The sequence below is a fragment of the Streptomyces kanasensis genome, assembly GCF_043077165.1.
Lineage (GTDB): Bacteria > Actinomycetota > Actinomycetes > Streptomycetales > Streptomycetaceae > Streptomyces > Streptomyces changanensis.
The window spans coordinates 1-20,940 of record NZ_JBIBSF010000004.1; the positions used below are offsets into that span (position 1 = coordinate 1).

23 protein-coding genes are annotated in these 20,940 nt (G+C 74.2%); 10 read left to right on the forward strand and 13 right to left on the reverse strand.

Annotated elements, in window-relative coordinates; translation table 11 throughout:
* Positions 1 to 369: 369 nt before the first annotated feature.
* On the reverse strand, positions 370 to 1,293 hold the full coding sequence (locus tag ACF053_RS11695) for a helix-turn-helix domain-containing protein (RefSeq protein WP_391953710.1): 924 nt from the start codon (positions 1,291 to 1,293) through the stop codon (positions 370 to 372).
* A 127-nt stretch (positions 1,294 to 1,420) separates the two neighbouring features.
* On the opposite strand from ACF053_RS11695, the gene ACF053_RS11700 reads away from it, so the two are divergent.
* Entirely contained in the window at positions 1,421 to 2,464 is a 1,044-nt protein-coding gene (locus ACF053_RS11700; protein ID WP_391953711.1) for an NAD(P)-dependent alcohol dehydrogenase, read from the forward strand.
* 358 nt (positions 2,465 to 2,822) lie between these two features.
* Positions 2,823 to 3,173 carry a DUF1330 domain-containing protein gene (locus ACF053_RS11705; protein ID WP_391953712.1) on the forward strand — a complete coding sequence of 117 codons (351 nt, stop codon included), beginning with the start codon at positions 2,823 to 2,825 and terminating at the stop codon, positions 3,171 to 3,173.
* Between the two features lie 108 nt (positions 3,174 to 3,281).
* Here ACF053_RS11705 and ACF053_RS11710 read toward each other — a convergent pair whose 3' ends face one another.
* The gene (locus tag ACF053_RS11710; RefSeq protein ID WP_391953713.1) at positions 3,282 to 3,812 is read right to left on the reverse strand and encodes a hypothetical protein; all 531 of its coding nucleotides are present in this window, start codon (positions 3,810 to 3,812) and stop codon (positions 3,282 to 3,284) included.
* A gap of 584 nt (positions 3,813 to 4,396) precedes the next feature.
* Here ACF053_RS11710 and ACF053_RS11715 point away from each other — a divergent pair.
* A complete protein-coding gene (locus ACF053_RS11715) occupies positions 4,397 to 4,717 on the forward strand; it encodes a hypothetical protein (RefSeq protein ID WP_391953714.1) in 321 nt (106 codons plus the stop codon).
* A gap of 390 nt (positions 4,718 to 5,107) precedes the next feature.
* On the opposite strand, the gene msrA is transcribed toward ACF053_RS11715, so the two are convergent.
* The 5 genes from msrA to ACF053_RS11740 all read right to left on the reverse strand — a co-directional run bounded on the left by msrA (position 5,108) and on the right by ACF053_RS11740 (position 11,228).
* Positions 5,108 to 5,773 (reverse strand): peptide-methionine (S)-S-oxide reductase MsrA, encoded by a 666-nt coding sequence (gene msrA / locus ACF053_RS11720; protein WP_391953715.1) that lies wholly within the window; start codon positions 5,771 to 5,773, stop codon positions 5,108 to 5,110.
* 56 nt (positions 5,774 to 5,829) lie between these two features.
* Positions 5,830 to 6,906, reverse strand: a complete 1,077-nt coding sequence (locus tag ACF053_RS11725; RefSeq protein WP_391953716.1) for a hypothetical protein — start codon at positions 6,904 to 6,906, stop codon at positions 5,830 to 5,832.
* Entirely contained in the window at positions 6,903 to 8,030 is a 1,128-nt protein-coding gene (locus ACF053_RS11730) for a hypothetical protein (RefSeq protein WP_391953717.1), read from the reverse strand. The genes ACF053_RS11725 and ACF053_RS11730 overlap by 4 nt, the downstream gene beginning before the upstream one ends.
* 173 nt (positions 8,031 to 8,203) lie before the next feature.
* Positions 8,204 to 9,799, reverse strand: a complete 1,596-nt coding sequence (locus tag ACF053_RS11735; RefSeq protein WP_391953718.1) for a M48 family metalloprotease — start codon at positions 9,797 to 9,799, stop codon at positions 8,204 to 8,206.
* Between the two features lie 322 nt (positions 9,800 to 10,121).
* Positions 10,122 to 11,228, reverse strand: coding sequence for a hypothetical protein (locus ACF053_RS11740; RefSeq protein ID WP_391954091.1), 1,107 nt, complete (start codon positions 11,226 to 11,228; stop codon positions 10,122 to 10,124).
* Between the two features lie 67 nt (positions 11,229 to 11,295).
* Here ACF053_RS11740 and ACF053_RS11745 point away from each other — a divergent pair, with 67 nt between their 5' ends.
* On the forward strand, positions 11,296 to 12,450 hold the full coding sequence (locus ACF053_RS11745) for a cystathionine gamma-synthase (RefSeq protein WP_391953719.1): 1,155 nt from the start codon (positions 11,296 to 11,298) through the stop codon (positions 12,448 to 12,450).
* Positions 12,451 to 12,634: 184 nt separating this feature from the next.
* Here the strand turns inward: ACF053_RS11745 and ACF053_RS11750 are convergent, their stop codons facing one another.
* From ACF053_RS11750 to ACF053_RS11760, 3 genes are all read right to left on the reverse strand, one after another.
* Positions 12,635 to 13,003 carry a hypothetical protein gene (locus ACF053_RS11750; protein WP_391953720.1) on the reverse strand — a complete coding sequence of 123 codons (369 nt, stop codon included), beginning with the start codon at positions 13,001 to 13,003 and terminating at the stop codon, positions 12,635 to 12,637.
* Positions 13,000 to 13,440: a sigma factor-like helix-turn-helix DNA-binding protein gene (locus ACF053_RS11755; RefSeq protein WP_391953721.1), complete on the reverse strand. Its 441-nt coding sequence runs from the start codon at positions 13,438 to 13,440 to the stop codon at positions 13,000 to 13,002. Before ACF053_RS11755 ends, ACF053_RS11750 begins: the two co-directional genes overlap by 4 nt.
* A gap of 252 nt (positions 13,441 to 13,692) precedes the next feature.
* The gene (locus ACF053_RS11760; protein ID WP_198549302.1) at positions 13,693 to 14,205 is read right to left on the reverse strand and encodes a MarR family winged helix-turn-helix transcriptional regulator; all 513 of its coding nucleotides are present in this window, start codon (positions 14,203 to 14,205) and stop codon (positions 13,693 to 13,695) included.
* Positions 14,206 to 14,330: 125 nt separating this feature from the next.
* Between ACF053_RS11760 and ilvA the strand changes: the two genes are divergently transcribed.
* From ilvA to ACF053_RS11775, 3 genes are all read left to right on the forward strand, one after another.
* Entirely contained in the window at positions 14,331 to 15,560 is a 1,230-nt protein-coding gene (ilvA, locus tag ACF053_RS11765) for a threonine ammonia-lyase (protein WP_391953722.1), read from the forward strand.
* A 130-nt stretch (positions 15,561 to 15,690) separates the two neighbouring features.
* On the forward strand, positions 15,691 to 16,767 hold the full coding sequence (locus ACF053_RS11770) for an ATP-binding cassette domain-containing protein (RefSeq protein ID WP_391953723.1): 1,077 nt from the start codon (positions 15,691 to 15,693) through the stop codon (positions 16,765 to 16,767).
* The gene (locus tag ACF053_RS11775; RefSeq protein ID WP_391953724.1) at positions 16,764 to 17,615 is read left to right on the forward strand and encodes an ABC transporter permease; all 852 of its coding nucleotides are present in this window, start codon (positions 16,764 to 16,766) and stop codon (positions 17,613 to 17,615) included. Before ACF053_RS11770 ends, ACF053_RS11775 begins: the two co-directional genes overlap by 4 nt.
* 84 nt (positions 17,616 to 17,699) lie before the next feature.
* Here the strand turns inward: ACF053_RS11775 and greA are convergent, their stop codons facing one another.
* Together greA and ACF053_RS11785 are read right to left on the reverse strand one after the other, a co-directional pair.
* The gene (gene greA, locus ACF053_RS11780) at positions 17,700 to 18,197 is read right to left on the reverse strand and encodes a transcription elongation factor GreA (protein WP_058941496.1); all 498 of its coding nucleotides are present in this window, start codon (positions 18,195 to 18,197) and stop codon (positions 17,700 to 17,702) included.
* A gap of 227 nt (positions 18,198 to 18,424) precedes the next feature.
* The gene (locus tag ACF053_RS11785; RefSeq protein ID WP_391953725.1) at positions 18,425 to 18,841 is read right to left on the reverse strand and encodes a DUF4307 domain-containing protein; all 417 of its coding nucleotides are present in this window, start codon (positions 18,839 to 18,841) and stop codon (positions 18,425 to 18,427) included.
* 83 nt (positions 18,842 to 18,924) lie between these two features.
* On the opposite strand from ACF053_RS11785, the gene mca reads away from it, so the two are divergent.
* The 3 genes from mca (at position 18,925) to ACF053_RS11800 (ending at position 20,350) form a co-directional block, all read left to right on the forward strand.
* Positions 18,925 to 19,806, forward strand: a complete 882-nt coding sequence (mca, locus tag ACF053_RS11790) for a mycothiol conjugate amidase Mca (protein WP_391953726.1) — start codon at positions 18,925 to 18,927, stop codon at positions 19,804 to 19,806.
* On the forward strand, positions 19,799 to 20,032 hold the full coding sequence (locus ACF053_RS11795) for a hypothetical protein (RefSeq protein WP_228980464.1): 234 nt from the start codon (positions 19,799 to 19,801) through the stop codon (positions 20,030 to 20,032). Before mca ends, ACF053_RS11795 begins: the two co-directional genes overlap by 8 nt.
* Positions 20,033 to 20,227: 195 nt before the next feature.
* Positions 20,228 to 20,350 carry a hypothetical protein gene (locus tag ACF053_RS11800; RefSeq protein ID WP_391953727.1) on the forward strand — a complete coding sequence of 41 codons (123 nt, stop codon included), beginning with the start codon at positions 20,228 to 20,230 and terminating at the stop codon, positions 20,348 to 20,350.
* 18 nt (positions 20,351 to 20,368) lie between these two features.
* Here ACF053_RS11800 and ACF053_RS11805 read toward each other — a convergent pair whose 3' ends face one another.
* The gene (locus tag ACF053_RS11805; RefSeq protein ID WP_391953728.1) at positions 20,369 to 20,935 is read right to left on the reverse strand and encodes a Uma2 family endonuclease; all 567 of its coding nucleotides are present in this window, start codon (positions 20,933 to 20,935) and stop codon (positions 20,369 to 20,371) included.
* Positions 20,936 to 20,940 lie beyond the last annotated feature (5 nt).

Sequence of the window (20,940 nt, forward strand, 5' to 3'; positions counted from 1 at the left end):
GGGGGGGGGGGGGGGGGGGGGGGGGGGGGGGGGGGGGGGGGGGGGGGGGGCCCCCCCCGGCGGGGGGGGGCGGGGGGGGGGGGGGGGGGGGGGGGGGGGGCCTGGGCGGGGGGGGGGGGGGGGGCCCCCGGGGGGGGGGCCCCCCCCCGCCTCCGTCGTACACGCGCCGGCCCGACCGGCCGGACCGCCCGTGGCGCGCCGCCGGTACCGCCCGCACCGCTCGGCACACCCGGTGGGTCCGCCCTCCCGCCGTTGCGCCCTCGGCGCATCGCCGTCACGCCTTTCCCTGCCCTGTCCGGCCTGACCGACCGACGACCGTCCGTCCGTCCGACCGTCCGGACCGGGTGGGGCCAGGGCGGGGCAGGGGGGTCAGGGTTCGCGACGCGGGTCGGCCGGGGCCACGGAGGTGGTCGTGACGTGCGTGGTGGTCGAGGTGTCCGCGGCGGCGGAGGCGTCCACGCCCCAGTTCGCCAGCAGCCGCAGCGACTCCGCGGCGGGGGAGCCCGGCTCGGCCGTGTACGCCAGCAGGCTCTGGTCGTGGTCGCCGGGGATCCGCAGCGTCTCGTACGACAGGGTCAGCTCCCCGACCAACGGGTGGCGCAGTCGCTTCACCCCGTGTCCCTTCTCCTGCACCGTGTGCGCTGCCCACAGCGACCGGAACTCGGGGCTCCGCACGGACAGGTCCCCGACCAGCGTCGCGAGCTGCGGGTCGTCGGCGGAGCAGCCGGCGTACATCCGCAGGACGCTCACCACCTCGGTCGCCTTCGCCTCCCAGTCCATGTACAGGTCGCGTGCGACGGGGGAGAGGAAGACGTGCCGGGCCATGTTCCGCTCCTGCGGTTCCAGCACGGCGAAGTCGCCGAACAGGGCCTGGGCGAGCCGGTTCCACGCCAGCACGTCCAGCCGCTGCCCCAGGACGAGGGCGGGCACCGAGTCCATCGAGTCCAGCAGGTGGCGCACGGCGGGCCGTACGGTCTGCTGTCGGAAGCTGCGCGACCGCTTCCGCTTCTTGTGCGCGGGCTTCGCCAGGTGCAGCAGGTGGTCCCGTTCGGCGTCCGTCAGGCGCAGCGCGCGGGCGATGGCGTCCAGCACCTCGGTGGAGACGTTCTGCCCGTTCCCCTGCTCCAGCCGCGTGTAGTACGCGACGGACACCCCGGCCAGCAGCGCCAGCTCCTCCCGGCGCAGCCCCGGCACGCGCCGCAGCCGCCCCACGGCGGGCAGTCCCACGTCCTCGGGCTTCAACCGGGCACGCCGGGAGCGGAGGAACTCGCTGAGCTCGGCACGCTGGTCCATACCCCCAGTATCCCGGCCGCCCGGCCCGGCCGGCTCCCTGTCCCTGACCCCACCAGTGGTAGGAACGTTGGTGGTACGAACAGCAGAGGGCTGGGTGGATCCGCAGGTGGGAGGCAGGATCGACGGTATGACCACGAACGTACCCGCATACGCCGCCCCCGCCCCCAAGGCCCCGCTGGAGCGCACCACCGTGCCGCGCCGCGCGGTGGGGGAGCACGACGTCCTCATCGAGATCCGGTACGCGGGCATCTGCCACTCCGACATCCACCAGGCCCGCGACGGGTGGGGCCAGGGCATCTACCCGATGGTGCCCGGCCACGAGATAGCCGGCGTGGTGACCGGGGTCGGCCCGTCCGTGACGCGGTTCCGCGTCGGCGACCGCGTCGGCGTCGGCTGCTTCGTCGACTCCTGCCGCGAGTGCGCGTACTGCCGCCAGGGCCTGGAGCAGTACTGCGTGCGCGGCATGACCGGCACCTACAACGCCCTCGACAAGAACGGCGAGCCCACCTACGGCGGCTACTCGACGCACATCGTCGTCGACGAGAACTACACCGTCCGCATCCCCGACGCGCTCCCCCTCGACGAGGCCGCGCCCCTGCTGTGCGCCGGCATCACCCTGTACTCGCCGCTCGCGCGCTGGCAGGCGGGCCCCGGCAAGAAGGTCGCCATCGTCGGCCTGGGCGGCCTGGGGCACATGGGCGTGAAGATCGCCCACGCCATGGGCGCCGAGGTGACCGTCCTCAGCCAGACCCTCCGCAAGGAGGCGGACGGCCGCAAGCTCGGCGCCGACCACTTCCACGCGACGAGCGACCCCGCCACCTTCGAGCGGCTGGCCGGCACCTTCGACCTGATCGTCTCCACGGTCTCCGCCCCGCTGGACTTCGGCGCCTACCTCGGACTGCTGAAGACGGACGGCGCGCTCGTGAACGTCGGCGCCCCGGAGGAGCCCGTCTCCCTCAACCTCTTCTCCCTCATCAACGGCCGCAGGACGCTCGCCGGCTCCATGATCGGCGGCATCGCGGAGACCCAGGAGATGCTGGACTTCTGCGCCGAGCACGGGCTGGGCGCCGAGATCGAGGTGATCAGCGCCGACCGGATCAACGAGGCGTACGAGCGCGTCCTCGCGAGCGACGTCCGCTACCGCTTCGTCATCGACACCGCGACGATCTGACCGCACGGGCGCCGCGGCGCCGCCATCCGGCCCCGCCCTCGCCCCCCGGCCGCCCCGCGCCCCGCCCTCGCCCCCGCCACTCGTCCGCCCCGCCCCCGTCCCGCTCGGGTCCCGGGGCGGGGCGGCCCGTGTCGATCTCCGCGTGACGGACGGGGGCGCCGCCTCGCCAGTGGACGGCGTGGTGCGCGTTCACGCCCGCCGCTGACCCGGACGGTCCCCGGCGCCCCGGAGCACCCCCGCGGTGCGCCGGGGCGCCGTGCCGCCGGATGATCGACACCCCTTCCCCCCGCCCCCGCCGTCGGGCACCCTGGGAGATCAACGCCACCTGCCGGCAGGCGGGTTGAGGAGAGGGGACCCCATGCCCGCGTACGCGATAGCCCGGCTGCGCCCGACCGACACCCTCCATGACGAGGTGCTCACCTACATGGAGCGGATCCAGGGCACCCTGGACCCGTACGACGGCCGCTTCCTCATCCACGGCGCACCCGAGCGCGAGGTCCGTGAAGGCGACTGGCCGGACGCCGTGGTGATCGTCGCCTTCCCGTCCATGTCCCATGCCCGCGCCTGGTACGACTCGCCCGCCTACCAGGAGCTCCTGCCCCTGCGCACCCGCCACATGGACGGCGACCTGATCCTCATCGACGGCCTCCCGCCGAACTACGACCCGGCGACGACAGCCGCGGCGCTCCGCACGGCCCGACTCCCCTGACCACACGGGACCACCCGGCGCCGACGCGTCGGGACAGTGGCCGGGAAAGCCGCCGGCCCCCGGGTGGACGTCACCCGGGAGCCGGCGGCTTCACCACGCCTGAGCGGGTCACTTGTACTCGATGCCCCACAGGTTGCTGCTCTTCTTGACCGGGGCGACGATGTTGGCCTTGTAGATCGTCTCGCTCTTGCAGGCGCCGCCACTGCCGGTGTACACGCGGTACTTGTGCGCCGTGAAGCCCTTGGCCTCGTGCTGCATCATCAGCCGGCCGCGGGTCTTGCCCGGCTTCTTCTGCACGGTGGCCGCGTAGGTCCAGGTGTCGGACTGCGACCAGCTCTTGCCGACCGCGACGCTGAACGAGGTGGACGCCTTGGCGAAGATCACCCCGGCGTCGGCACCCACGGTGGCGGTGCCGGTGGCGGTCCAGGTGCCGGTCTTGTTCTTCGCGTAGCTGATGGTGACGCCCGGCTTGGCCCAGTCGCTGTGGACGTTGGTGTTCTTCCAGACCGTCTTCTTGTTGATGATCGAGTAGAACGTCCCCGACTGGTCGCAGGCGGCGAACGCCGGCGCCGCCGTGCCCACGACGATTCCGCCACTGACCACGACAGTGGCGAGCGCGGCACTGAGAGCGCGTCTCATGTTGTTCCCCTCGTTTCGGATCAGCCGTGTTCGGCTGACCGGTCGAGCGGAAGCCTTCCAGCCAACACGCGGCTCGCACCAGCCAATTGAGGATCACTTGAGGCGGAGGGATCCCGTCCGGGGGGAGGAATGGGGCCGCCCCGGCCACTTGGGACAGACGGAAGGACCGTCCCGGACCGGCGTCACTCGCCGCCGGACGCCGGCGCCACGCCGACCGGGCGGCCCGAGGCCCGTCGAGCGACGGTTTCCGGCCGTGCGGGCCGCACCCGGTCGGGCACGTGCCTTCTCGCGCTCCGCACCACCCGTCGGCTGCCCCGGCATCCGCCCCCCCCCGCACGTCGGCGTACTCCTGCCGGGTGCGACGGTCCCGAACCGGCTTGCGGCAGGGTCGGCGCTGCTCCTTCCCGGCGCGGGAAGGCCGCTGTTCCACCAGAAACGAGGACGCGCCGACAAGCGGGTGGCGGCTGCGACGACAGGCGTGACCGACTTCTTCCGTTCCAGGTGCGGGACCGGACTGACGCCGGATCCGAGGCTCTGGTCCTCCTCCCGCGGAGGCTCACGGACAGCGATGTCAGCGGTGTGTGGTGGGATGGCCGACTCTGCCGCTGATCCCCTGGGAGGCCCTCGTGACGTCCTCGTACCCGTCCCTGACTCGCGCGTTGGCCGAGGCTTTGGTCGATGTCCTGTGCTTCATCGATGGCACCGACGACGAGCAGCTGGACCAGGACGACGCGGTCAAGGTCATGGAAGGTGTCGGCCACGTGGTCAGCACGCTGCCGAGTGAACAGCGGCAGGAGCTGACCGAACTGGTGGGGGAGATGGCAGCCGCCGAGACCGACTCGGCTCGCCGCGCGTTCCTGGAGGAGTTCCCGGAGGGCTTCGGGCTGATCGATGACGCGTCGTGAGCAGCCTTGCCGGGAGGAGGGCGCGACGCGATCGCGGAGGAGTCCGAAGCCGGCGCGACCGAACATCCGGCGCTTCGGCGTCCTGATCCGGTCGGTCGAGTGCCGGGGGAATCGCTGGAGGCGGGCAATCCGGCAGTGGGCGCGGCTTCGTTCGTGCCGGCAGTCGATGCCCTTGCGACGGCGGGCCGGTGGTGCCGCCGCGCGGTCCACGGCCGGGTCGACCGTCACGCAGCCGCAGCCGCAGCCGCCACCACAGCCGCCACCGCAACCGCCACCGCACCGGCCCGTCACCCGCGTGTGCGGGATCCGGGCGCGCGCAGGGCGCTGCTCACCGGGGCGGGGCCGGCGAGCAGCGCGCCCGGCGTCAGTGCCGCGTCCGGCGGGAGCGGGTCAGCCGTCCGCCTTCGCGACGCCGATCGGGCAGGAGACGCCCGTGCCGCCGATGCCGCAGTAGCCTGCCGGGTTCTTGTCCAGGTACTGCTGGTGGTACGGCTCGGCCGGGTGGAAGGGGTGGGCGGCCGCCGGCTGCAGGTCCGTGGTGATCGCCCCGTGGCCGGCGGACGTCAGGACGTCCTGGTACGCGTCGCGGGACGCCGCGGCGGCCTCGGCCTGCGCCGGGGTGTGGGTGAAGACGGCCGAGCGGTACTGGGTGCCCACGTCGTTGCCCTGGCGGTGGCCCTGCGTGGGGTCGTGGGCCTCCCAGAAGACCTTGAGGAGCCGCTCGTACGGCACGACGGACGGGTCGAAGACCACCCGGACGGCCTCCGTGTGGCCGGTCAGACCCGAGCAGACCTCCTCGTACGACGGGTTCGGCGTGATGCCGCCCTGGTAGCCGACGAGGGTGGTCCACACGCCGGGCGTCCGCCAGAAGACGCGCTCCGCGCCCCAGAAGCAGCCCAGGGCGAAGTCCGCGACCTCCAGGCCGTCCGGGTAGGGGCCCCGCAGGGGGTTGCCCAGGACGGTGTGGCGGTCGGGGAGGGTGAACTCCGGCTCGGGGCGGCCCTTCGGCGCCTGCTCGGGCGTGGGCATCTCGGGCGTACGGCGGTACGGGAACATCGCGTCTCCTCCAGAGGGGCTCGTGGGGGGAACGCCCGCACCCGGCCGGGGATTCCTCAGCGCCGGCGCGCCCCCTTGGCCGCCTCCTCCCGCCACCGGCAGTACGCCGCCGCCGGGTCGTCGTAGTACGCCCACGGGAAGGCCCCGACGTGGCCGTCGACCAGGCGGAACTGTTCGAGCGCGGCCTCGTGGCGGCCCTGCCGCGTCAGGAAGTACGCCAGGACGTGCCGCACGGTCGCCGCCCGCGGGTGGCCGGGCGGGGCGGCAGCGACGTCCGCCAGCGCCGCGTCGACCAGCGCGACGAGCTGCGGGGTCCGGTAGTCGGCGGCCTTCGCGCCGTCGTCGTGGTGCTCCCACCACGCCACCAGCGGCAGTACCGCCAGGAGGCTGCCGGCCGGGGCCGCCGCGGCCGCCGAGCGCGCGAAGGACTCCGCCAGCTCGGCGGAGCCGTGCCACTTGGCGCACCAGTACTGCAGCGCCGAGGTGTGGGCGTCGAAGTGGTACGGGTCCCGGGCCGTGACCTCCGCCCAGATCCGGTGCACCCGCCCGTGCGGGTAGCCCAGGCCGCGGGCGGTGTGGAGCTCCGCGACGTACGGGGTGGGGTCCGCCGGGTTCAGCTCGGCGGCGCACTCGATCTCGGCCGGGGCCTGGGCGAGCGTGCGGTGGAAGCCGGCGAACTGCTCCCGGCTGGTGTCCTTCGCGTACGCCGCGCCCCGCAGGCGCCACGCCACGGAGACCGTCGCGTGGGCGCGGACCACGGCGACGTCCGGGTCGTCGGGCCCGGCGACGTGCGTCCAGGTCTCCAGCCACGCCCCGTCGCCCTCGGCGGCCGCGTCGCCGAGCGCGCGGGCGTAGCCGCAGCGCAGCGACCAGTCGCGGTCCTCCCGGGTCGCCGCCATCAGACGGGCGGCCGGTTCCCAGCCACCGTGGGCGGCGGCGGCCAGGGCGCGCTCCAGGGCGGGCGCGGGGGTCGACAGGAGCGTGTTCTGCCGGGAGCGGGGCAGCAGGCCCAGCTCCTCCGCCACGCCGGTCGACGCCGGGCGCTCGGGCGCGCCGACGACCCGCCGGTACACCACGACGCCCACCGCGACCGCGAGGCCGAGGACGAGGACGCGGACGATCTCCACGGTCACGCGTCGGCCCGCCCGTCGGCGGCGTTCACCGCGGACTCGTCGCGCATCCGGCAGAACTCGCCCGCCGGGTCGCCCTTGTACCGCCACGGGAGGGCGTCGACGTACCCGTCGACCAGGCGGAACTGCTCCAGGGCCGGCTCCCACCGGTCCTGGAGGTACAGGTAGTACGCGAGGAGGTGGCGGACCTCCGCCAGGCGGGGGTGGTCGGGGTCGGCGGCGGCCGCGTCGGCGAGGGCGGCGTCCACGGCCGCGTACATCTCCGGGGTGCGGTCCACGTCGGCGGAGTCCGACTCGTCGTGCTCGAAGTGCGCGATCAGCGGGAACGCCCGCATCAGCGTGCCGGGGGGCGCCTCCGCCGCCGCGCGCACGGCGAACGCCCGCGCCAGCTCCTCCGAGCCGTGCCACTTGCCGCACCAGTACTGGAGCGCGGAGAAGTGCGCCTCGTAGTGGTGCGGGGCGCGGCTGGTGATGTCCCGCCAGATGCGGTGCATCTCCTCGTGCGGGTAGCCGAGACCGATCGCCGTCCAGATCTCGCCCACGTACGGGGAGGGGTCGTCGTGCGGGGCCAGCTCCGCCGCGCGCGCGTGCTCGCCGCGGGTGCGCGCCAGGGTGCGGTGGAAGCCCTCGAACTGCTCGGACGTCGTGTACCGGGCGCGCTTCGCGCCGCGGATCCGCCACGCCAGGAAGACCGAGCTGCGGGCCCGTACGAGCGCCGCCCCCGGGTCGTCGGGGTGGGCCGCCTCCCAGGCGAGCAGCCAGGTGTCGTCCTCGGCGGCGACGTCGGCGAGCTTCTCGCAGTACGCGGTGCGGCGCTCCCAGTCACGGGCGGCGGCCGTCTCCTCGAAGAGGGCGGCGGCGGGCTTCCAGTCGCCGGCGCGGGCGGCGGCGACGGCGACGGTCAGGGCCTGCGGCTGCGGCGCGGCGAGCTCGGTGTGCTGCCGCTCGGGCGGCAGCAGGCCGAGCGCGGCGACGCGTTCGGCGGCCCGCGCGGTCGCCTCCTCGGCGTCGGGGTCGGAGCGCCACCCCTCGATCGCGCCCTGCACGATCGCCTTGAGGAAGTAGACGCCGACCCCCAGGACCAGGAGGACGACGGGGGTCAGGACGACCCAGAGCAGGATCTTCACGGTGGGTGGCCTCGGGGGGTGTGGGAGGTGAGCGGTGCGAGTGGTGTCGGTGGTGCCTGTGGTGCTGTTACTGGTGTCTGCGGTGTCTGCGGTGTCTGCGGTGTCTGCGGTGTCTGCGGTGCCTGGCGTGCCTGTCGTGACGCCGGGGAGCCGGTGGCCCCGGCGCCCATCGGTCAGGCGGGGGTGGCCAGCAGGGCGCGCAGCGGCGCCGTGTCGGGGCGGTCGGCGACCGCCGCGTCCAGGGCGTCCGGCAGCCGCTCCTCGTACGCGTCCGGCATGACCAGCGCTGCGGGCTCGGACCAGGACAGCTCCCAGCGGGCGACCCCCCGGGCGATCAGCTCGCCCGCGACGAGGCGGGCCAGACCCCGGCGCAGCACGGGACGGGCGAACTCGCGGGCCGCGCGCCCCTTCGCCGCACCGGCCTGCTCCGACTTCGGCAGCTGGTCGGCGATCTCCCAGCCGACGCCCAGATCGAGCGCGTTCAGCAGCGAGGCCAGCGAGCCCTCGCCGCCGGCCACCTCGGCGGTCGCCCGCCGCAGCGGCTCGGCCTCCCGCGCGAAGTGCGCGGTCATCGACTCGTGGACCAGCTCGGGCCATCCGACGCGGCGCATCCGCAGCGCCTCCGGGGTGAGCGAGACGTCCTCCACGGCGGCCAGCGCCGCGTGCGCGTCGGCGAGCAGGTCCAGCGCGGGCAGCGCCGGCTCGGAGGCGCGGCCGTCGTCGGGCAGGGACTCCAGGCGGGCGACCCGTTCGGCGACCGGCGGGTGCGAGTCGTACGGGGACGCCGGCTCGGTCGGCAGGTCGCGGCGCATCGCCGCCAGTTCGTCCGCGCGGGCGGCCAGCAGGTGGCGGACGCCGCCGAAGACCTCGCCGCGCGGCGGCAGCAGCCCGGCGCCCACACCCAGTGTCGCGTACGAGCTCATGTAGAAACCGTGCGCGGCGTCCAGGGCGGGGAGCCCGCGCAGGGCCGCCGCGGTGGCGTCCCGGCCGGCGATCCGGGCGGCGGCCAGGTCGGCGGCCAGCTCCTGGCGGCGGGAGGCGGCCAGGGTGGCGCGCAGGTAGAAGTGGCCGTACGCGCGGTAGATCCGGGCCATGGCCCGGTAGGTGAGGCCGACGCCGGTGGTGTCGACCTCCTTGGCCTCCTTGCCCCGGGCGAGCTTCTTGGCGTTCTTCTTCTCCTGCTTGGCCCGCTCCTTGGCGACCTTGCCACCGGCCCGCTCCTCGAAGTGGGCGATGGTGCGGGCGACCTGGACGCGGCCGCGGACGGTGATGGCGGACAGCCGGGTGTCGGCGTTGCCGTAGTGGCCCATCTCGTGGGCGAGGACGGCCCGCAGCTGCGCCTCGGTGAGGCCCGCCATCAGCGGCAGGCCCAGGTAGAGGCGGCGGGTGCCGCCGAGGAGGCCGAGGAAGCGGGCGTCCTCGCTGACGGCGGCGTTCATGTCCGCGGTCAGCCGGATCTCGTCGGGAGCGCGCGTGCCGACCCGGTCGGCGAGGTCGCGCACGGCCCGCCACAGCCGGGGCTCCCGCTCCTCGGTGACGAGGACGCCGTGCGCCTCGTCGTCCTTCGGCGTGCGGAGCATGAACATGCCGCGGACGATCGGCACGGCCAGCAGCGCGCTGACGACGTACAGCTTCAGGGCGAGGCTGCTGGGGGTCCAGGTGTACGCGGCCCAGTCGGCGACGGCCAGCGCGGCGAGCAGGCCGAGGCCGAGCAGGTAGAAGCCGGCGAGCAGCACGGAGGCGCGCAGCGCGCGCAGGAAAGCGCCCATCGGGCAGGGTCCCCCCACGGGATGAGAAAGGTGCGGAGCCGAAAACGGCATGGCGAAGCGACGTGGGGGGAAGCGGAGTATCACCTGCCGGAGGGTCACTTCGCAAACGTGTTCCCGCCCGTGGGTCCGGCTCGCGGGCCCCGGTATGGGTGGGACCGCGCCGCGGGCCGCCCCCCCGGTCGCATGCGGGCCGCGCCTCAGGGGGACCGGCGCCGCAGGCCGCCCCCCGGTCGCATGCGGGCCGCGCCTCGGCCGGACCGGGGCGCCGCGCGCGGGCCGCGCCTCGGCCGGACCAGGGGCGCCGTGCGTCGTGGGCCGCGCCTCAGCGGGGCAGCGTCGCCGGGCTGCCGCCGTTCGCCTCGTACCCGGCGACCGCGAGCGCCCGGTACACCGCGTACTCGGCCGCCGGGTCCTCGCTCATCGTCCACGGCAGGGCCCCGACGTGCCCGTCGACCTGCACGATCTGGTGCATCGCCTCGCTCCAGCGCTGTGCGCCCACCAGGAAGTGGATCAGCAGGTGCCGCACGTGGGCCAGCATCGGGTCGTCGGGCCGCGCCGAGTGCACGGCGTACAGCGCGCCCTCCACCGCCTGCGACACCACGCGCGTCCCGTAGAAGTCGCGCACCAGCGCCAGGTCGGGCAGGTGCTCCCACACGGCGAACAGCGGCAGCGCCGCCAGCAGCGAGCCCTGCGGGGCGCGCGCCGCGGCGGACGTGGCGAACCGGTCGGCGTCCTGCCGCGTACCGTGCCACTTCTCGCACCAGTAGTGCAGCGCCGCGATGTGCGCGCCCATGTGCCCGGGGTCGCGGTCCATCACCTTCGCCCACACCTGGTCGAACCGCTCGTGCGGGTAGCCGAGGCCGCGGGCGACGGCCAGTTCGACGATGTACGGCACGGGATCGCCGGGCGCCAGCAGCGCGGCCTCGCCGCACACCGTCCGCGCCTCCTCCAGGATGATCCGGAACTCGTCCGTCCCGACCGTCGCCGTCCGCCACGCCTGCTGCACCAGGAACTCGGCGTGCACCGCCGCGCCCCCCGCGTCCTTCGGGGCCTCCGCCCGCCACGCCCGCAGCCACGCGCCGCCGACGCCAGGCCGCTGTCGGAGCTCCAGCGACGCCGCCCCGGCGAACGCCTGCACCCGCTGCCAGCGCGCCTCGCCCTCCTTGGGCGTGCCCGCCAGCAGCTGCGAGGCGGCCCGCCAGTCCTGGGTGCGCTGGACGACGTCCAGCACCTCCACCAGGTCCTCGTCCGGACCGGGCATGCGGACGTCGAGCAGTTCCTGCCGCACGAAGCCGTACGCGAGCGGGTCGGCCGCGTCGGGCGCGCCGGGCTCCGCCAGGCGGATGCCGCCGGAGCGGCGGCGCAGCAGCCACGGCGCGACGACCGCGGCGATCAGGCCGACGGCGAACAGGAACCAGAGAATCTCCACCATGCGCCCATTGTCCCGGACGCCCGCCGGAAGGCGCCGGGCGGACCGCTCGCACTACGCTCGCACCATGAGCGACGAGCACACCCACCAGAACTTCGAGACCCGCGCCATCCACGCGGGCAACACCGCCGACCCGCTGACCGGCGCGGTCGTCCCGCCGATCTACCAGGTGTCCACCTACAAGCAGGACGGCGTGGGCGGGCTGCGCGGCGGTTACGAGTACAGCCGCAGCGCGAACCCGACCCGTACGGCGCTGGAGGAGAACCTCGCGGCGCTGGAGGGCGGTCGTCGCGGTCTGGCCTTCGCGTCGGGGCTCGCCGCCGAGGACTGCCTGCTGCGCGCGCTGCTGGTCCCCGGCGACCACGTCGTGATCCCCAACGACGCCTACGGCGGCACCTTCCGCCTCTTCGCGCAGGTCGTCTCCCGCTGGGGCGTGGAGTGGTCGGTCGCCGACACCTCCGACCCGGCGGCGGTGCGGGACGCGCTCACCGACCGCACGAAGCTGATCTGGGTCGAGACCCCCTCGAACCCGCTGCTCGGCATCACCGACATCGCCGCCCTCGCGGAGGTGGCCCGCACGGCGGGCGTCAAGCTGGTCGTCGACAACACCTTCGCGTCGCCGTACCTCCAGCAGCCGCTGGCGCTGGGCGCGGACGTCGTGGTGCACTCGCTGACCAAGTACATGGGCGGCCACTCGGACGTGGTGGGCGGCGCGCTGGTCACCGCTGACGAGACGCTCGGCGAGCAGCTCGCGTACCACCAGAACGCCATGGGCGCGGTCGCCGGCCCGTTCGACTCGTGGATCGTGCTGCGCGGCATCAAGACCCTCGCCGTGCGCATGGACCGGCACGGCGAGAACGCCTCGCGCGTGGCCGAGATGCTGACCTCGCACCCGAAGGTCACGCAGGTCCTCTACCCGGGCCTGCCCGAGCACCCGGGCCACGAGGTGGCCGCCAAGCAGATGCGGTCCTTCGGCGGCATGGTCTCCTTCCGGGTGGAGGGCGGCGAGGAGGCGGCCGTCGAGGTCTGCAACCGCGCGCGGCTCTTCACGCTCGGCGAGTCGCTGGGCGGCGTGGAGTCGCTGATCGAGCACCCGGGCCGGATGACGCACGCGAGCGTCGCCGGGTCGCTGCTGGAGGTCCCGGCGGACCTCGTGCGCCTCTCCGTCGGCATCGAGAACGTCGACGACCTCCTCGCCGACCTGCGCCAGGCGCTGGGCTGAGCCACGCGCCGGCCGGCCACGGGCCGCCGGCCGGTCCCCCCGGCCGGGTCCTGCCGGCCACGGGCCGCCGGCCGGGTCCCACCCCGCGGCTCGGCGGGCGGATCCCGCCGGTCCGGTCCCGTCCCGCGGCTCGGCGGGCGGATCCCGCCGGCCCGGTCCCGTCCCGCGGCTCACCGGTCGGGGATCACCAGGGCTCCAGGGGCGGCGTCGTCCGCATGGGGGGCGCCTCCCAGGGCTCCACGGTCCAGGCCCACACCGTGAACGCCACGGCCGCGGTGGTCAGCACCAGCCACAGCAGCAGGCGCCGCCACCGCTCGTGGCGGCGGGCGCGGCCGCCGTGGGCGAGCGCCCGGGCGAACAGGTCGGGCGGTACGCGCGGGCGGGCCGCCGCGGCGAGCAGGCGGCGCACCTCCTGCTCCTTGCGGTCCCCGCCGCCGACCACCGCCCCGCCCCCGGCTCCGCCCACGCCCGCGCCGGCCGCTTCCTCACCGCCCGCGCCCCCGCCGGGCGTCCCCGCGGCGGCGCCCGTACCGGTCCCCTCCGGCGGGCTCACGGGGCCACCGCCCGGCGCGGGGTGCTGCGCAGCGTCCCGACGGCGTGCTCGCACAGGGCGCGCACCCGTTCCACGGACAGCCCGAGCAGCGCGGCGACCTGTTCCTCGTAGAGGCCCTCGTACAGCCGCAGCACCACGGCGAGCCGCTCGCGCGGCGTGAGCGCCGAGAGCGGGCCGCCCCGCCCGCGCCGGAACCGCCGGGCCGCGCGTGCGAACCGCACCGCCAGCTCGCGCCGGGCGTACACGTACGGGTCCTCGTCGCGCAGCCGGTCCCAGTGGGCGTACGTCGCCCCGAACGCGGCCGCCACGAGCCGCTGGGCGTGCGGGTTGGCGCCGGACGGCCGGGCGGGCTCGCTCGTCAGGAGCGTGGCGACGTGCAGCAGCCGGCCCGCCGTCCCGGCCACGAACGCCCCGAACCCGAAGTCCTGTGCGACCACGTCCTCATCAGAGTCCAGCGGTCCGGCCCGGTCAAGACTCCTGCGCGCACCCCTGCACCGAGGGCGCGCACCCGTCCCCCGAGGAGGACGGTCCCGCCGTGCCCCAGGGGCGTGGAACTCCCGCCCACCAGGGAGGTGGAAGGGCCTGCACCAGGGGCGTGGGCCCCGTCCCGCAAGGCCGCGCGCCCTTCGGCGGGGCCGTGGGCCCCGTCGGTCCCGGGGCGTGCGCCCGTCAGGAGGCGTGCGCCCCCGTCAGGAGGGCTGATCCGTCTCCGGGTCGGCCGGGGGCAGCCCCAGCTGGCGGGCGGAGAGCGCGGAGTTGAAGCGGGTGAGCAGGGTGCAGAACGACTCCCGCTCGTCGGGGGTCCAGCCCTCCGTCACCCGGGCCATCAGGTCGCGGCGGGAACTGCGCACCTCCTCCAGGCGGGCCTGGCCGCGCGGCGACAGCTGGAGCACGACGGCACGCCCGTCCTCCGGGTGCGAGGTCCGCTTGACCAGGCCGGTGTCGACCAGCGGCGCGACCTGGCGGGTGACCGTCGAGGAGTCGATGCCCATCCCGGCCGCGAGCGCCTTGACGCCCATCGGGCCTTCCTGGTCGAGGCGGTTGAGCAGCAGGTACGCGGCCCGGTCCATCGAGTTGCGGAGCTGACCGGTCCCACCGAGGCGGGTCTGCTCGGCCCGCCGGGCGAAGACGGCCACCTGGTGCTGGAGGGCATCGAGGAGACCGGAGTCAAGATCAGTCGTCATGTCCTGTGAAGTGGGCATGGCTGGGGCTCTCTCGTGCGGCGGTCGGTGTGGTGGTGGGGGACAGAGTACGCGGCCCGCCGCGCCTCCGTACCGGCGCTGCGGAAACGATATGGAGCACTTCCCGAGCTGCGAGACTTGCTGTCATGAGCTTCCGCACCACTCGCCCCTTGCACACCGTCCTGCTCGATGACGTCAGGGGTGCGCAGAAGATGCTCTCCGGGGTCGCGCGGACCACCGCGCTGGAAGGCAGCCGGCACCTGTCGGCGCTGGTCGGCGCCCCGGTGCACCTCAAGTGCGAGAACCTCCAGCGGACCGGCTCGTTCAAGCTCCGCGGCGCGTACGTGCGGATCTCCGGGCTGCGGCCGGAGGAGCGGGCGGCCGGGGTGGTCGCGGCGTCCGCCGGCAACCACGCCCAGGGCGTGGCACTGGCCTCCTCCCTCCTCGGGGTGCGCTCGACGGTCTTCATGCCGGTCGGCGCCCCGCTGCCGAAGGTCGCCGCCACCCGCGAGTACGGCGCCGAGGTGCGGCTGCGCGGGCAGGTCGTGGACGAGACGCTGGCCGCGGCCCAGGCGTACGCGCGCGACACGGGCGCCGTCTTCATCCACCCCTTCGACCACCCCGACGTCATCGCCGGGCAGGGCACGGTCGGCCTGGAGATCCTGGAGCAGTGCCCGGAGGTGCGGACGATCGTCGTCGGCATGGGCGGCGGCGGGCTCGCGGCGGGGATCGGCGTCGCGGTGAAGGCGCTGCGGCCCGACGTCCGCGTGGTCGGCGTGCAGGCGCGGGCCGCGGCCGCCTACCCCGGGTCGCTCGCGGCGGGCCGCCCGGTCGCCGTGGACTGCGGGCCGACCATGGCGGACGGGATCATGGTGGGGCGGCCGGGCGACGTGCCGTTCGCGCTGGTCCAGGACGTGGTGGACGAGGTGCGCACGGTCTCCGAGGACGCCCTGTCCGCCGCGCTGCTGCTCTGCCTGGAGCGGGCCAAGCTGGTCGTCGAGCCGGCGGGAGCGAGCCCCGTCGCCGCGCTCCTCGCCGACCCGGGGGCTTTCGACGGCCCGGTCGTGGCCGTGTTGTCGGGCGGCAACATCGACCCGCTGGTGCTCCAGCGGACCCTGCGCCACGGCATGGCCGCCGCGGGCCGCTACCTGAGCCTGCGGCTGCGCCTGCCGGACCGGCCGGGCGCCCTGGCGAACCTGCTGGGCGTGCTGACCGGGGTCGACGCGAACGTCCTGGACGTCGGCCACGTCCGTACGGACCCGCGGCTGGGTCTGACGGAGGTCGAGGTGGAGCTCCACCTGGAGACCAAGGGCCCCGAACACTGCGACGAGGTCGCCGCGGCCCTGCGGGAGGCGGGCCACACGGTGATGTCCTGACGACCCCGGGAGGCGCGAGGCCCGCACGGCCCCGCAGCGCCTGTGGCCGCGCTCACATATTCGCGCGCGCGTGGTGGCCCCCGTCCCTAGGCTTCGGGTAGCGATTCACCCCATCAACGGGAGAACCCACATGCCAGGCGCAATCCACGCCGAAGGTCTGGTGAAGACCTTCGGCGACGTACGGGCTCTGGACGGCGTGGACCTCGACGTCCCCGAAGGGACCGTCCTGGGGCTGCTCGGCCCCAACGGCGCGGGGAAGACCACCACCGTGCGCGTCCTCACCACGCTGCTCAGGCCGGACAGCGGCAGGGCGGTCGTCGCGGGGATCGACGTCCTCAAGCACCCCAACGAGGTCCGCCGGGCGATCGGCCTGTCCGGCCAGTTCGCCGCCGTCGACGAGTACCTCACCGGCCGCGAGAACCTCCACATGGTCGGCCGGCTCTACCAGATGTCCGGCCGGGCCGCGAAGGCCCGCGCGGTGGAGCTGCTGGACCGCTTCCACCTCGCCGACGCCGCCGACCGCCCCGCCAAGACCTACTCCGGCGGCATGCGCCGCCGCCTCGACCTCGCCGCCGCGCTCGTGGTGTCGCCCCCCGTGATGTTCATGGACGAGCCGACCACCGGCCTCGACCCGCGCAACCGGCAGCAGCTGTGGGACGTCATCCAGGAACTGGTCGCGGGCGGCACGACCGTGCTGCTCACCACGCAGTACCTGGAGGAGGCCGACCACCTCGCCCACGACATCTGCGTCGTCGACCACGGCAAGGTCATCGCCCGCGGCACCGCCGACCAGCTGAAGGTCCGCACCGGCGGCGAGCGCGTCGAGGTCGTCGTCCACCGGCCCGAGCAGATCGAGCCGGCCCGCGCCGTCCTCACCGGCTTCGGCAAGGGCGAGGTCGCCGTCGAGACGCACACCCGCAAGCTCACCGTCCCGGTGACCGGCGGCGCCAAGCTGCTCGCCGAGGTCATCCGCGAGCTGGACTCGCGCGGCGTCGGGATCGACGACATCGGCCTGCGCCGGCCCACCCTCGACGACGTGTTCATCTCCCTCACCGGCCACGCCGCCGAGCGGGACGACGAGGGCGACCCCGAGGGCGGCGTCCCCGACCGCGACCGGCGGGACGGCCGGCGGGGCGGTGGCAGGGGCGGCCCCGCAGACGACCACGACGCCGACCGCGGCGACGACCGCAAGGAGGGTGTCGCGTGAGCACCGTGTCCGAGACCGGCCCCCGCCGCGCCGCGCCCACCCCGCGCGGCGGCCTCGCCCAGTCGGTCGCCGACTCCCTCGTCATCGCCCGGCGCAACCTCATCCGCATGTCCCGGATCCCCGAGATGATCATCTTCGGGCTCATCCAGCCGATCATGTTCGTGGTGCTGTTCAGCTACGTCTTCGGCGGCTCGATGAACATCGGCGGCACGACGGACCCCGACGTCTACCGCAACTTCCTGATGGCCGGCATCTTCGCCCAGACCGTCACCTTCGCCACGGCCGGCGCGGGCGCGGGCATCGCCGACGACATGCACAAGGGCCTCATCGACCGGTTCCGGTCGCTGCCCATGGCCCGCGGCGCGGTCCTCACCGGCCGTACCCTCGCGGACCTCGTGCAGACCGCGCTCACCGTCGTCGTGCTCGCGGTCGTGGCCCTGCTCGTCGGCTGGCGCATCCACGAGGGCGTGCCCAAGGCGCTCGGCGCCTTCCTGCTGCTGCTCCTGCTCGGCTACGCCTTCTCCTGGATCGGCGCGCTGATCGGTCTCTCCGTGCGCACGCCGGAGGCGGCCACGTCCGGTGGGCTGATCTGGCTCTTCCCCGTGACGTTCCTGTCCAACGCGTTCGTGGACTCGTCCCGGATGACGCCGTGGCTGCGGCACGTCGCGGAGTGGAACCCGTTCAGCGCCACCGTCCAGGCGTGCCGCGAACTGTTCGGCAACCCGGGCGTCTCGGAGTCGACGGCCTGGCCCATGCAGCACCCGGTGTGGGCGTCGATCATCTGGTCGCTGCTCATCATCGCGGTCTTCCGCACCCTGGCCGTGCGCAAGTACCGCTCCGCCTCCTGACCCCCGGGAGGCCGGACACGACGGAGGGCCGGGCCGCGCACCTCGCGCGACCCGGCCCTCCGGTGTCCGTACCCGCCGTGGGCGTCAGGCCGAGTACGGCTTCGCGTCCAGGATCCGGACCGAGGCCTTCTTGCCGTTCGGCAGCTCGTACTCGGCGTCCTCGCCGACCTTCTTGCCGTTCACGCCCGACCCCAGCGGGGACTGCGGGGAGTACGTCTCGATGTCGGAGCTCGCGTACTCGCGGGAGGCGAGCAGGAACACCAGCGTGTCGTCCTCGTCGCCGTCGAAGGCGATGGTCACGACCATGCCGGGGGCGACCACGCCGCTCGCCGCAGGGGCCTCGCCCACCTTCGCGTGCTCCAGGAGCTGGGTGAGCTGGCGGACGCGCAGCTCCTGCTTGCCCTGCTCCTCCTTGGCCGCGTGGTACCCGCCGTTCTCCCGCAGGTCGCCCTCCTCGCGCGCCGCCGCGATCTTGGCAGCGATCTCGGTTCGCGCGGGACCAGACAGGTACTCCAGCTCGGCCCTGAGCTGGTTGTACGCCTCCTGGGTGAGCCAGGTGACGTTGTCGCTGGTCTGGGTCACAGGTGCTCCTCGTCGGTGCTGGGAATACAAAGCATCGCCCTACCAGAAGCATGCGGCCTGAACCGGAGGGCGAAACCACGAGCCTAACAATTACCTGCCCAAAGGGGGAGGACGAATGTCATGGAACCGAGGACTCCGCAGGTCACCCCCGACGGCCGGGGGCCGGGCGCCGGCGTGTGCGCCCGGCGGCGCGGGGTGGCGGCGCGGGCGCGGGGCGGGGCGGCGGGTCAGTCCGAGGTGCAGCCGAGCAGCTCGGCGGCGGTGGCGTGCTCCGTGGTGCGCACGGTGATCACCTCGTCGACGCGGGGCGCCGGCTGGTCGAAGCGGACCTCCTTGCGCCCCACCTCGGCACCGCTCTCCGCGAGGGCCCGGACCGTGCAGAAGCCCTTCGCGCCGTCGTCCTTGCGCACCTCCAGGTGCACGTCCACACGGCCCGCGTCGACGACGTCGAACTTGATCATCTCGGCGCTGACCTTCTCACCGGCCACGTAGTCGTAGCCGAACCAGGCGACCATGGCGACGAACAGCACGCCCAGCACCGCGCCGACGATCTTGAGTCCGCGGTCCGCGCGCGCGTCCGCCTCGCGGCCGTACCGGCCTTCCGGGGGCCGCTCGCCGGTCCCGCCCATGATCGTTCCTCTCATACGCCGAACGACGGAATATCCGCTGCGTCGATTCCGTCACTATAGAAGCCGAGCGACCCTGACCAATCATTGAGGATCCCGTCTTGACTGAGCAGCTGCGACTGATGGCAGTGCACGCGCACCCCGACGACGAGTCGAGCAAGGGCGCGGCCACCATGGCCAAGTACGTGTCCGAGGGGGTGGACGTGCTCGTGGTCACGTGCACGGGCGGCGAGCGCGGCTCCGTCCTCAACCCCAAGCTCCAGGGCGACCCGTACATCGAGGAGAACATCCACGAGGTGCGCCGCAAGGAGATGGACGAGGCGCGGGCGATCCTGGGCGTGGCACAGGAGTGGCTCGGCTTCGTCGACTCCGGTCTGCCCGAGGGCGACCCGCTGCCCCCGCTGCCGCAGGGGTGCTTCGCGCTGGAGGACGTCGACGAGGCGGCCGGGCGCCTCGTCCGCTCCATCCGCGCGTTCCGCCCGCAGGTGATCACCACCTACGACGAGAACGGCGGCTACCCGCACCCGGACCACATCATGACCCACAAGATCTCGATGGTGGCGTTCGACGGCGCGGCCGACGCGGAGGCGTACCCCGAGGAGGAGTTCGGCCCGGTCTGGCAGCCCCTGAAGCTCTACTACAACCAGGGCTTCAACCGCCCGCGCACCGTCGCCCTGCACGAGGCGATGGAGGCGCGCGGCCTGGAGTCGCCGTACGGGGAGTGGCTCAAGCGCTGGGACGAGTTCCAGCGCTCCGAGCGCACCCTCACCACCTACGTGCCGTGCGCGGACTTCTTCGAGACCCGCGACAAGGCGCTGATCGCCCACCGCACGCAGATCGACCCGGACGGCGGCTGGTTCCGCGTCCCGATGGACCTCCAGCAGGAGGTCTGGCCGACCGAGGAGTACGAGCTCGCGAAGTCGCTCGTCGGTACGTCCCTCCCCGAGAGCGACCTCTTCGCGGGCATCCGGGACAATGCCTGACATGAGCGCACACCAGGCACTGACCCAGCTCGTCCCGCTCGCCGCCGAGCTGGACAAGAACAAGGTGACCCCCGGCGTCCTCGGCTTCGTCGTCTTCGCCGTCATGGCCGTGGCGGTGTGGGCCCTGATGAAGTCGATGAACCGGCACATGAACCGGGTCGACTTCGAGGAGGCCCCCGAGCGGGGCGCCACCACCACCGGCAAGGCGCCCGCCGCGCAGGAGTGACCGCCGCAGCCGGCGCCGGGGCCCGCCCGCCCCGGCGCCGGCCCCGGCACGCCCGGCCGCGGCCGACCCGCGAGACCCCGTCCGCGGGCGCCCGGCGGTGCACCCGCGCGGCCTCCGATCCGGCTCCTCCCGCCCACGACGGCAGGCGGGCGTCAGCGGTCGTCTCAGCCTCGTCCCGCCGAGCGAGGGGGCGGGATGCCGAAGGTGCCGGAGAGCCGACGGGTCGGACGCATGGCCGTGAACGAGGTGCGCGCACTGCTGGAGCGGGGGTGCTTCGCCTTCACCGAGTGGTGGCGTCGGCCGGCCGGGTGGCACTGAGCGGGGTTTCCGGCGCGGTCAGACGGTTCCCAGGTCGACGGTGAGGGAGAAGGGCGCGGCCGCCTTGATCACGCCGGTGAACATCTCGCCGTCCCTGTAGGCCCGGGTGGCAGGGTCGAGGACGTACGTGTAGACGATCGGAATCCCGGTGGCGGCCTGCTCGACCCGCCAGTAGAAGGGGATGCCGGCCTTGGCGTACTGGTCGACCTTCACGATCCGGTCCGTCGTCTCCGAGCCGGGCGACACGACCTCGACGACCAGGAGCACGTGTTCCGGGCGGGTGGGGGTGAGGTCGATGGTCTCCGCCCGGTAGACGATGACGTCCGGACGGCGGTTGTTGAGTGGGACGTCCTGCAGCCGGACGTCGAAGTCCGTGTCGGCGTTCCAGTCCGGGCCTGCGGCGGCGTCCAGGGCATTGGCCAGGATGCGGGCCAGCCGGTTGTGCCGCTTGGAGGCGCTCGGGCTCACGACGACCATCCCGTCCACGATCTCGACACCGGCGCACTGCTCCTCGGACCAGGAGTCGTACTGCTCCGCGCTGATCTGGGCGTGCATCCACGCGGGCGCCACCATCTCGGCGGTCATGGTGC